This window comes from Pseudoduganella sp. jia 9, assembly GCF_055502615.1.
The window spans coordinates 143,912-155,710 of record NZ_JBUPWE010000016.1 but is presented as its reverse complement, the minus strand read 5'-3'; the positions used below and the strand labels follow the sequence as shown (position 1 = coordinate 155,710).

At 69.8% G+C, this 11,799-nt stretch carries 9 protein-coding genes; 2 read left to right on the top strand and 7 right to left on the bottom strand.

Going from position 1 to position 11,799, the window contains the following annotated elements; translation table 11 throughout:
• Position 1 precedes the first annotated feature (1 nt).
• Together ACY34H_RS22005 and gudD are read left to right on the top strand one after the other, a co-directional pair.
• Positions 2 to 1,180 (top strand): pyridoxal phosphate-dependent aminotransferase, encoded by a 1,179-nt coding sequence (locus tag ACY34H_RS22005; protein ID WP_464979602.1) that lies wholly within the window; start codon positions 2 to 4, stop codon positions 1,178 to 1,180.
• A gap of 200 nt (positions 1,181 to 1,380) precedes the next feature.
• A complete protein-coding gene (gene gudD / locus ACY34H_RS22000) occupies positions 1,381 to 2,721 on the top strand; it encodes a glucarate dehydratase (RefSeq protein WP_464979601.1) in 1,341 nt (446 codons plus the stop codon).
• Between the two features lie 12 nt (positions 2,722 to 2,733).
• Here the strand turns inward: gudD and ACY34H_RS21995 are convergent, their stop codons facing one another.
• From ACY34H_RS21995 to ACY34H_RS21965, 7 genes are all read right to left on the bottom strand, one after another.
• Entirely contained in the window at positions 2,734 to 4,209 is a 1,476-nt protein-coding gene (locus tag ACY34H_RS21995; RefSeq protein ID WP_464979600.1) for an acetate kinase, read from the bottom strand.
• Between the two features lie 24 nt (positions 4,210 to 4,233).
• The gene (locus tag ACY34H_RS21990; RefSeq protein WP_464979599.1) at positions 4,234 to 4,704 is read right to left on the bottom strand and encodes a hypothetical protein; all 471 of its coding nucleotides are present in this window, start codon (positions 4,702 to 4,704) and stop codon (positions 4,234 to 4,236) included.
• Between the two features lie 31 nt (positions 4,705 to 4,735).
• On the bottom strand, positions 4,736 to 5,413 hold the full coding sequence (locus ACY34H_RS21985) for a C39 family peptidase (RefSeq protein WP_464979598.1): 678 nt from the start codon (positions 5,411 to 5,413) through the stop codon (positions 4,736 to 4,738).
• A 14-nt stretch (positions 5,414 to 5,427) separates the two neighbouring features.
• Positions 5,428 to 5,886 (bottom strand): hypothetical protein, encoded by a 459-nt coding sequence (locus ACY34H_RS21980; protein WP_464979597.1) that lies wholly within the window; start codon positions 5,884 to 5,886, stop codon positions 5,428 to 5,430.
• An 89-nt stretch (positions 5,887 to 5,975) separates the two neighbouring features.
• Entirely contained in the window at positions 5,976 to 8,138 is a 2,163-nt protein-coding gene (locus tag ACY34H_RS21975; RefSeq protein ID WP_464979596.1) for a hypothetical protein, read from the bottom strand.
• Between the two features lie 294 nt (positions 8,139 to 8,432).
• Entirely contained in the window at positions 8,433 to 9,785 is a 1,353-nt protein-coding gene (locus tag ACY34H_RS21970; protein WP_464979595.1) for a sigma-54 dependent transcriptional regulator, read from the bottom strand.
• Positions 9,786 to 10,162: 377 nt separating this feature from the next.
• Entirely contained in the window at positions 10,163 to 11,770 is a 1,608-nt protein-coding gene (locus ACY34H_RS21965; RefSeq protein WP_464979594.1) for a methyl-accepting chemotaxis protein, read from the bottom strand.
• Positions 11,771 to 11,799 lie beyond the last annotated feature (29 nt).

Below are 11,799 nucleotides of genomic sequence, written 5' to 3'. Positions count from 1 at the left end.
CATGAAGATTTCCCAACGCGCCCAGGCCATCGACCCGTTCTTCGCGATGGAGTTCGGCAAGCGCGCCGCCGCCCTCGCCGAACTCGGGCATGACGTCATCCGGCTCAGCCTGGGCGAACCCGATTTCGGCGCGCCGCCCGCCGTGCTGGAAGCGGCCGCCGCGGCCGCGCAGGCAGGCGCACTGCCCTACACGTCGGCCCTGGGCCTGCCCGCGCTGCGCGACGCCATTGCCGGCTTCTACCTGCGCGAGCACGGTGTAACGATCGCGCCGCAGCGCATCGTCGTCACGGCCGGCGCGTCGGCCGCGCTGCTGCTGGTCACGGCCGCGCTGGTCGATCCGGGCGACGAAGTCATCGTCGGCGACCCGTCCTACCCCTGCAACCGGCAATTCCTCGGCAGCTTCGGTGCCGACGTCAGGCTCGTCGCCACCGGCCCGGCATCGCGCTTCCAGCTGGACGCGGCGAGCGTGCGGTCGCACTGGACGGCGCGCACGCGCGGCGTGATGGTGGCAACGCCGTCGAACCCCACGGGTACCTCGGTGCCGCCGGACGAACTGGCCGCGATCTGCGCGCTGGCGCGCAGCCACGATGCCTGGCGCATCGTCGACGAGATCTACCTGAACCTGGGCGACCGTGACAGCGCAGGCAGGCCGCCGCAGACCGTGCTGGCCTGCGATGACGGTGCCATCGTCATCAACAGTTTTTCCAAGTACTTCGGCATGACGGGCTGGCGCCTGGGCTGGTGCGTGGTACCGGAAGCGCTGGTGCCGACGCTGGAACGGCTGGCGCAGAATTACTACATCTGCCCGTCCACCATTGCCCAGCAGGCGGCCCTGGCCTGTTTTACGCACGACTCGCTGGCGGTGTGCGAGGCGCGCCGCGTGGAATTCACGCAGCGCCGCAAGCTGGTGCTCGATGGCCTGGCGCGCATCGGCCTGCCGGTGCCGGTGCCGCCGGACGGCGCTTTCTACGTCTATTTCGACGTCCGCGATACTGGGCTCACGTCATGGCAGTTCTGCGAACGCGTGCTGCAGGAAGTCCACGTGGCGCTCACGCCCGGCAAGGATTTCGGCCACTGCGGCGCCGATACCTACGTGCGGCTGTCGTATGCGGCCGGCCGCGGGCACCTGGAGGAAGCGATCCGGCGGCTGGGCGGGTTCATGGAGCGCCTGCGGCACTAGCAAGCGGGTCAATCGATTCAATTCATGACTTGATGCAGTCAGTATTTGGTTTGTTCCTGAATTCATGAAGGTCTAAGATCGTCTGCCACCACCAGCAGTGCCGGGAGACGCCATCGCATCGGCGTGCTTCTTCCTGCTGGTCCGGATGCTCCGGTTCGCTGGAGCTTTCTCCGGGTACGACCAACCACTACAGGAACAATATGACCACCTACGTTTCCGGCGCTCCCACCGTCACCGACATGCGCGTCGTGCCCGTCGCGGGCCAGGACAGCATGCTGCTCAACCTCTCCGGCGCGCACGGCGCCTGGTTCACCCGCAACATCGTGATCCTGACCGACAGCGCCGGCAACACGGGCCTGGGCGAAGTGCCGGGCGGCGAGAAGATCCGGCAAACGCTGGAGGATGCGCGCGCGCTGGTGATCGGCAAGAGCCTGGGCGAGTACAACAACATCCTCAACGCGATGCGCGCCACGTTCGCGGAACGCGATTCCGGCGGCCGCGGGCTGCAGACCTTCGACCTGCGCATCACGATCCACGCCGTGACGGCGATGGAATCGGCGCTGCTCGACCTGCTGGGCCAGTTCATGAACGTGCCGGTCGCCGATCTGCTGGGCGAGGGCCGGCAGCGCGACAAGGTGGAAATGCTCGGCTACCTGTTCTATGTCGGCGACCGGAAGAAAACCAGCCTGGATTACCGCGCCGAACCCGATGCGGACAATGCCTGGTTCCGCCTGCGCAACGAGGAAGCGCTGACGCCGGAAGCCGTGGTGCGCCTGGCCGAAGCCACGCGCGAGCGCTACGGCTTCAACGACTTCAAGCTGAAGGGCGGCGTGCTCGGTGCCGATGCGGAAATGGAAGCGATCGTCGCGCTGCACGAACGCTTCCCGGAAGCGCGCGTGACGCTGGACCCGAACGGCGCCTGGTCGCTGCAGGAAGCCGTCCGAGTGTGCCGCGACAAGCACGGCATCCTGGCCTACGCGGAAGATCCGTGCGGCGCCGAAAACGGCTTCTCGGGCCGCGAAGTGATGGCCGAGTTTCGCCGCGCCACCGGCCTGCCGACGGCCACCAACATGATCGCCACCGACTGGCGCCAGATGGCCCATTCGATCCAGCTGCAGTCGGTCGACATCCCGCTGGCCGACCCGCACTTCTGGACCATGCAGGGCTCGGTGCGCGTGGCGCAGCTGTGCCAGATGTTCGGCCTGACGTGGGGCTCGCACTCGAACAACCACTTCGACATTTCGCTGGCGATGTTCACCCACGTGGGCGCCGCCGCACCGGGCAAGGTGACGGCGATCGACACGCACTGGATCTGGCAGGACGGCCAACGCCTGACGAAGGAGCCGATGAAGATCGAGGGCGGCTTCATCCGCATTCCGCAAAAGCCGGGCCTGGGCATCGAGATCGACGAGGCGGAACTGGAAAAGGCGCACCAGGCCTACAGGAACATGGGCCTGGGCGCGCGCGACGACGCCGCCGCGATGCAGTTCCTGGTACCGGGCTGGAAGTTCGACAACAAGAAGCCCTGCCTGGTGCGCTGAGCGCGGGCGCCCTCAGAACGCCAGCGGCAGGCGCAGCGACAGCGACACATCCGGCGTATCCTGCGTCAGCCCCGCGCCGACCGTCACGTTGACGGTGCGCTTCTCGCTGAGCCGGTAGGAAAAGCCCATCAGCAGCGTGCCCAGCTGGGTGCGCACCGAACCGGGCACGTTGACGCCGTTCTGCCGGGTGCGCCCCATCGAGCTGTGGTCGTAGCCGAGGCTCAGCGAAGCCTTGTCGTTCAAAGCCAGGCCGATGCCGAAGTTGAAGCCGATCACGCCGCCCGGCTTCACTTCGCCCAGCGGTTCCACCTCGCCGTTCAGCACCATCCGCATCACGTCGCTGCGCTTGACGTTGTGCAGGTAGCTGATGCTGCCGAAGAAGATCGCCGGGTCCGACGGGAACAGCCACGTCAGGCTGGGCTGGATGCCGTAGAAGCCGGAACCGGTCGGCAGGTCGAGCGGCAGGCCGGTGCCGGTGGCGTTCTCGCCCACGCAGCGCATGGTGCAGTCGGTGACCACCTCGAACGGATCGCGGCCGGTGCGCGTCTTGACGCGCAGGCCGGCCACATAATAAGCCTTGTCGACGCCGCCATCGTTCAGCTGGTGCCGCAGCGACAGCTCGATATCGCCGAGCGCCTTGCCGCTGGTCTCGAACACGCGCTCGACGGCGGTGCCGGTGAACAGCTCGCGGCTCACCGTCGAATCGGAACGGTACACATACGGTACGCGCAGCTCCAGCTCGGTGCGGTTGGTCAGTCCATAGCGGCCGGAAATGGCGGCCGTGAACGTATTGCGCTTGACTTCGCGCACGTCCACCAGCCCGATCAGCAGTGCCGGGATAATGGTGTAGCCGACCAGCGCCACCCGGTTGCTCGACGAATAGCCGAACTGGAACGACGGTTCCAGCACGTAGTGGCCGCGCTGCGTCAGCACGCCGGGCGCCTCGAACAGCGGCGCCACCTCGGGCGGGCGCGAGTCGCGCGCCGGTGCCTGGCCCACCGCCGGCGCCGCGGCGGCCTGCGGGCCGGGAGCCTGCCGGCCGGGCCCCTGCTGGCCAGGCCCCTGCGGAGCGGCCGGCCCCTGCCCCGGCGGCTGCAACGGCGGCTGCGGCTGCGATTGCATCGCCCCGCTCGCGCCACCCGCGCCGCGCAGGGTTTCCAGCGTTGCCGCCGCCAGCGGCCGCCGGACCGGCTGCGCCGATGGCGCGGCCGCCGGCTCCAGCCATTGCGTCACATCCGGCCACTGCGCCACCTCCTGCCGCTGCCCGGCCGCGGCGCCGTCGCGCTGGGCCCCGAGTTCCGCGCGCAACTGCTGCAGCATGGCACGCTGCTCGGCAAGTTCCTGCTTCAACTGGCGCAGCTCGGCGGCCATGTCGGCCGCCGAACGTGCTTCCGGAGGTTCGGGCGGCGGGGCCTGCTGCGCCAGCGCGCCGAACGTCAAGAGGGACATGCCGGCACAGCCGGCACGCAGGGTCGGGGCAAACGGCATAAGCATCCTTTCAAGCGGTGCCGCTCAGCGCGGCACGATGGCGGTCGACAGCGCCTGGCGCAGGCTGTCGCTGAAATTCATGTCCTTCAATACGGTGAGGCTGTTCACGGTCGCATCGATCGTGGTCTGGGCGCGGATCAGCTGGTCGTTCGCGCTGTTCTGCAGGACCAGCCCGGCCAGCGGCTGGTTGACGATGGCCAGCGCGTTGCCCGCGCCTGCCTGCGCCGTGTGGAACGACGACATGCCGGCGCCGGAAGCCGCGGCCTGCGCCACGTCCGGCACGGCCAGCTGGCTGCTGGCAACGACATTGCCGTTCATGCTCAGCAGCCGGTCGACCGACAGCGACACCAGCAATCCATTTCCTGTATCGAAGCCGCCGCGGGCATCGGCCAGCACGGCATCGCCGACGGCACCCCAGCCGCCCGGCACTTCGCCGGCCAGCGCGGCAGGCCCGCACAGCGATAACATCAGCATCGGCCAGATCATCATTTTCATCGCATCCCCTTGCGCCGGCTGGTCGCGAGGCCTAGTAATCGCCGGCATCGAATTTCGGCAGCGTGACCCGCTGCAGGCTGTCGCGGTCGAGCCCCGCGCCGGGCTGCAAGCGGGGCGCCGCCGCCCAGTCGCTTGCTTCGTTGAAGCGCGGCTTGCCGCTGCGGCCATGGATGACGAACAGCAGCTGGTTCAGCCAGATCGCCTCGAACCGTGCACGCGGCAGCGCCCGCGTGCCGCCGGACGGATCGCCCACCAGCACGCGGCCGTCGCGTACGCCCTTGACCACGACGAAATGGTGATAGCCATGCTCGGCCACCAGCACGATGGCGGGGAAGCCGGCCTTCGCCAGCTCGTCCAGTGGCTGCTGGAAACCATCGGCCGTAAAACCGTGCGCGGCCAGGAAATTCTTCATGTCCAGCAGCGAAAAACCTTCGCGCCGGATACGCGCCTGGTCGCCCCGCGCGAACATCTCGGCAAAGGCCTGCTGTTCGTTGACGGGGTAGCCATAGTGATAGGTCAGCAGCGTGGCCAGCGCCGCCGAACCGCAGCTGAAATCGAACTGCTGGCGCACCGTCGCCAGGAAACGCGCTTCCTTCAGGCTCGTGACGCGCAGCGATACCGGCCCGGCCGCACCGAACGGCAGGTCGGCCGCGCGCGCCGGCATGGCCAGCGCCAGCACGGCAAGCCACGCGGCCGCCCAGGTTGTCATGCAACGCCCCGCCATCACTTGAACTGCACGTTGACGATGGTGGCGTTCTGGATCAGCACGTTGGCGCCGGAATTCTGGATCACCATCGGCATTCCCGATGCGTTGCTGAACGCGCCATCGGTGATGATGTTGGACCCGGTGACCACGTTGCTGGCGGCATTGTTGCCTACCGTGCCGTTCAGCTTCATGTCGCTCCACGGCGTATCGGTACCGCCGCGCAGCTGGGCCAGGCGCTCGTCGCTGAGCGCCGCGCCTGGCGGTGCCGGCGCCTGCAATACCGGCGCCGGCAGCACCGGCATTGCCAGGGCTGCCGCGTTCACCGCGAATTCGCGCGGCGCATCACCCGCGTCCGTGCCGGCTGGCTGGGCATGGACACCCGTCCAGGCCATTGCCAGCAGCGCAGCGGCACATGCCTGCGCCCACTCCCGGCCCCTTGCGGGAACCGGGCGCTTCACGCTTGCTCGATCGTGCATGGTTCCTCCGTCAGGTTCGCCATGCCACCGCCCGGCAGGCCGCGCGGTGGCCATGCGGCGCCGCCGGTGAAGGCCGGCGCCGGCGCACATCAACGGCCCACGCCGAGGTTGGCCTGCACGTTGATGCTCTGCTGCACCAGCGAACTGACGCCGCTGCTCTGGCTGATGACGGAGATACCCGCCGCCGATTGCGCCACGTTGCTCATCGTGTTCGACATGCTGAACGAGCCGGCGTTGACGGCGTTGCTGCCGCCCGCGCCACCCGTGCCGCCGGCACCCGCGCCACCGGTGGCCGAAGCCGTGGTGGTGCCTGCCGAACCGCCCATGCCGCCGGTACCGGCACCGCCGGCACCGCCCGCACCGCCGTCGCCCGCCGTGGCGCTGCCGTTGGTGGCCTCGCCGCCGGAACCCGCACCGCCGGTGGCCGTGCCGGCCGTGGCGGTACCGCCCGTGGCCGCGCCACCCGCGGCACCCGCGCCCGCGGTATTCGATGCCGCGCCGCTCGACGCGCCGGCACCGCCCGCCGCACCGGCCGCGCCCGCACCGGCCACGCTCGAACCGGCACCGCCGGCGGCGCCATTACCGCCCGTGCCGCCCGTGCCGGCCGCACCCGCGCCGCCCGTCGTGCTGGCCGTCGCGCCGGCACCGCCAGCGCCCGTGGTGTTGGTACCGCCTGCCGCACCGGCGCCGGCCGTGTTGCTGCCTGCCGCACCCGCGCCGCCCGCTGCGCCGGCGCCTGCCGTGTTGCTGCCTGCCGCACCGGCACCGCCGGCCGCGCCGGAGCCGCCCGCCGCACCGGCACCGCCCGCGGCACCGGCACCGCCCGCGCCTGCCGTGTTGGTACCGGCCGTGGCCGTGGTGGCGCCCGTGGTGGCTGCGCCGCCCGTGCCCTCGCCGCCCGCGCCGGCGCCGCCGGTGCCGGTGGCGCCCGTGCCCGCGCCGCCGGAACCGGCACCGCCGGTACCGGTGGCACCCGTACCGGCACCGCCCGTGCCGGCGCCGCTACCGGCGCTTGCCGTCTGGTCGCCGGACGTGCCCGGGGTATCTCCGCCGCCCGGCACCGCGTTCGTGTTGCCCGCGCTGGCCGAACCGGTGGCCACGTAGCCGCCGGTACCCGTGCCGCCGGTGCCCATGCCGCCAGGGCCGTTGCCGCCGCTGCCAGCGCCACCGGTACCCATGCCGCCAGGACCGTTGCCGCCGCTGCCGGCGCCGGCCGTGGCGGTGCTGCCCGCGCCCGTGTCGCCCGACGTCGCGCCGCCGCCCGCTGCGCCGTTGCCGCCCACGCCGCCGCTGCCGCCCGCTGCGCCATTGCCGCCCGTGCCACCCGCGCCGCCCGTGGCCGCGCCCGTGTAACCGCCGCTGCCGCCCATGCCGCCCGAGCCGCCGGTGGCCGAACCGGTGGAGCCGCCGCTGCCGCCCTGGCCGCCGCTGGCATTGCCGCTGCCGCCGCCGGCGCCGCCGGTAGCCGCGCCAGCCAGGCCGCCCGCACCGCCGGTGCCGGCACCGCCCGCCGCGGCACTGCCGCCCGCGCCGCCGTAACCGTCGGAACTGCTGCCGCCGGTACCGCCTGCACCGCCTGCACCGCCCGTGCCGCCGGCGCCCGAGGTGGCCCCGGTCGCCGCACCGCCCGCGCCGCCGGTGCCGGCATAGGCCGCGCCGGTGTTGGCCGTGCCGCCGGTGGCGCTGCCGCCGTTGGCGGCGCCGCCCGTCGCGTTGCCATTGGTGGCGACGCCGCCGATGCTGCCCGAAGCGCCCGCGCCGCCGTTGCCGGCAGCGCCGTTGCCGCCAGTGGAGTTGGCATTGCCGCCGCCGGCCGCGCCGCCCACGCCGCCATTGCCGGCGCCGCCATTGGCGTTGCCGCTGTTGGTGGCCATGTTGCCGATGTTTCGCACGTCGTTGCCGCTGACGGTGCCGGTCAGCGTGCTGATGGCGGTCGCCGTCGACGTGTTGAAGGCGTTGGCGACGCTCGACGTGGCGGTGGCGCCGTTGTTGGCGGCGGCTGCGCCGATCGCCGCAGCGCGTGCCGCGCCGCTGCTGTTGTTGTTGTCGTTGGCCTGGCTATAGTCGTTGTCGCGGTTGGTGCTCGAATCATTGTTCCGGTTCGTGCTGCTGTCCTGCACCGCCGAAGCATTATCGGTGGCATGCGCTCCCGCGCCGCTCTGCGTGACATCGTTCCTCGGTTCGGTCGTCTGCGCCTGTGCGCCGACGCTGAACGCGAGCGCGATCGCCGCGGCAATCATGGTTTTTTTCATTTTGAGTCTCCACTGAAATAGTTTGGCCGATTCACCCCGCTGGGAAAAATCCTCAGCAGGCTCGTCTATGCAAGGTTGATGCCATCGGCCTCAGCCATCAGTAAGAGCTTGAAATTGCTGGCTATATGCTAAGCCAGGCCGTAGTCAATGCGACTGACTTAAGCGTTTTGTAACTTCGGTGTTACAACGATCCGCAGCGGCCTGCTACCGCGGCGGCGAGTTTTCATTGGGAAATCGGGGAGAAATACTGTTTGTAACAAGCCTGTTACAACCGGTCGGGTTCGACCTCAGGTGTTACGAACGCTTGCGCGCGGCGGTCTCGATGCCATGCTTGGCCATCAGGCGATACAGCGTCATCCTGGAAATGCCGAGATCGCGCGCGACGTCGGTCAGGCTCTTGCCCGCGCCCAGGCCGGCTTCGATCGCCGCCCGTTCGGCCTGGACACGGGCGCCGTTCAAGGCGACGCAGGTGCCGGCGGCGGCATCGGCAAGGCCCAGGTCCTGCGGTGTGATCAGGCGCCCTTCGGCCATCACCGAGGCGCGCCGCACGCGGTTCAGCAACTCGCGCACGTTGCCGGGCCAGTCATGCGCGCACAGCGACGCCAGCGCGGCACGGGAAAAACCCTTGACATGGGGCGAGCGCTCGCGGGCGTAATCCTGGAAAAAGGTTTCCGCCAGCGCCTGCACGTCGTCGCCCCGTTCGCGCAGCGGCGGCACTTCCAGCGACAGCACGTTCAAACGGTAGAACAGGTCTTCGCGGAACGCGCCCCGCGCCACCGCTTCATGCAGCCGCACATGCGACGCGGCGACGATGCGCACGTCGACCTCGACCTGGCGCGTGCCGCCGACCCGGGCGATGGTTTTCTCCTGCAGGAAGCGCAGCAGGTTGGCCTGCAGGTCGAGCGGCAGGTCGGCGATTTCATCGAGAAACACCGTGCCGCCGCAGGCCGATTCGATCAGGCCCGCGCGCGCCTTGCCGGCGCCGGTGAAGGCGCCCTTCTCGTGGCCGAACAGTTCGGACTGGACCAGGCCGGCCGGGATGGCGCCGCAGTTGATCGGCACGAACGGCCCGGCACGCCGCGACGATCCCTCGTGCACGGCACGCGCCACCAGTTCCTTGCCCGTGCCGCTCTCGCCCCAGATGAGCACCGGCGCCTCCGCGCATGCCACCTTGTGCAGGCGCTGGCGCAGCGCCGTGATCGGCTGGCTGTTGCCGGTCAGGCGCATGCCGCTCGCCCCGGTCAGCCGCGGCGCGGGATCGGCCAGCGTGGCGAAACCATAGGCGTGCCCCAGCGTATGGCTGAGCCGCGCCAGGTCGACCGGCAGCGTGTGGAAATCGATGCAGTGGTCGTGGATCAGCCTGCGGTAGCGCTCGTCCTGCAACGCTTCGGGGCTGCACACCGCCACCCATTTGACCCGCCAGTGCGCACGCAGGAAATGCTCGACCCGGTCCAGCATGCCGGGCGACCCGAGCTCGATAATGCCGACCAGGAACTGCAGGCTTGCCAGCACGACGTTCGCCTCGTCGAGATCGGCCACCGCGCGCAGTTCGAAATCGCGCGCCACGGCCAGTGCCGACCCCGCGTCCCAATGGTCGCCCGCAATGCTCAGCAGTCTCTTGGTTGTCATTTTAATATTTTTTTGCACAACGTAATGGATGCTCGCCCTGGGTGGAACAGCGCCTGCGGCCGATACGGGAACAAAGCAGTACGGAAAACAGCGGTACGGAAAAGCAGCGGTACGGAAGCAGCGATACAGGAAAGCAGCGATACCGGAAACGGCCCGTTTGCGGTCGGTGCGGATCTGCCGCCCGCCGCATTGCTGCAAGCAGCCGACCCAGCGCGTGGCATGCCGGCTTTTTAATTTAGAAGTGAATTAGCCGGAGTAGCATCGAGATCGTGCGAATTGCAGCTTCGAGACACTATAGGCCTGTGCTGGACGGAACGCCAACACTGAAGAATTGCTAAGTTGTTTCCCCGCCATTGGCGGCGACCGATTTGCCGTCACGCCGCCATGACATCGATTCAGACTGCGCCGTGCTCGCGCGGCAGCAGCGCCGCCGGCGCACGCGCCGGCAGTCCGGGCGCCGCGACCCGGAACTGCTGCATCAGCGTACTGAGCACCTGCGCCTGCCGCCGCAACGACTCGGAAGCGGCCGCCACCTCCTCGACCAGCGCGGCATTGTGCTGCGTATCCTGCTCCAGGTCGGCCACCGCGTCGTTCATCTGGGCGATGCCATCCGTCTGGGCATGCGCAGCCGCGCCGATGCGCGCCATCAGCGCGCTGACGCCGCCCACCCGATCCAGCATGCCGCCCATGGTGGCCTGCGCGCCGGCGGCCAGACCAGCGCCCTGGCCAATGGTGGCCACCGATTCGGTGATCAGCGCCTTGATCTCGCGTGCCGCCGTGGCCGAGCGCTGGGCCAGCGCCCGCACCTCGCCCGCCACCACGGCGAAGCCGCGGCCCTGCTCGCCGGCCCGGGCCGCCTCCACGGCGGCATTCAGCGCCAGGATATTGGTCTGGAACGCGATGCCGTCGATGACGGCGATGATGTCGACGATCTTGGCCGCCGAGCGGCTGATGCCATCCATTGTGGAGCTCACCTGTGCGATGGCGCTGCCGCCCTGCCCGGCCACGTCGGCCGCTCCCTGCGCCAGCCGCGCCGCATCGATCGCCTGGGCGCCGTTGACGCGCACGGTGGTCGCCAGCTGGTCCAGCGCGGCCGAGGTTTCCTGCAGCGTGGCCGCCTGGTGTTCGGTGCGCCTCGACAGGTCGAGATTGCCGTGCGCAACCTCGACGGATGCCGCATCGATCGCGGCCGCCGCATCGCGCACGCCGCTGACGGTGCGTGCCAGCCGCCGCGCCATCTCGTTCAGCGCGTCGAGCAGCTGGCCTACCTCGTCATGCCGGCCATGGCGCAATTCCCCGGTCAGGTCGCCTCCGGCAGCGCGCTCGGCAAACGCGACGGCATCGCGCAGCGGCCGCACGATGCTGCGTGTGAGCGCCAGCGCCAGCACGCCGCCGGCCAGCAGCGCCAGCAGGCCGAGGCCGCCCAGCAGGAAACGCATCAGCTGCAGCGTGGCATGCGAATCGTCCGAGACCTTGCGCGCCGCCTGCGCCTGGTACTCGAGCAGCGCATCGAGCGCGCCCATGTAGTCGGCCAGCCGCGGGTCGAACCCTGCGCCGATCAGTTCATCGACCTGCTGGATACGGCCCATTTCCTTCTGCCGGAAAATGTCGTCGCGCACCGTCTGGAAGCGCCGCTGCTGCCGGCGCATCGCAGCGTCCAGCACCTGTTCGCGGGCATCGCCGCCCAGGGCCGCCAGTTGCTGCTGCAGCCGCTTCGTCACTTTCTCGCCGGCGGCCAGCTGCGCCATGAAGACGTCGCCCACTTCCAGGCTGTCGCTGCGCGCCACCGACAACGCACGCAGGGCGTTGAGCTGCTCGCTGGCGCGCAGTTCGATCGCCAGGCGCTGCCGCGCGAGCTTGTCCTCGACGAGCACTTCGGCATTGCCGGCCACCTTCTGCAGCGACCACAGGGAAGTCAGCGTGACCATCGCCAGCATGGCGAGGATGGCGGCAAAGGCGGCGACGACGCGGGTACCGGTTCGGCGGCGGAGGAGGTTCTGCATGAAGGCATCGATATCGGGTTGCGGACAGC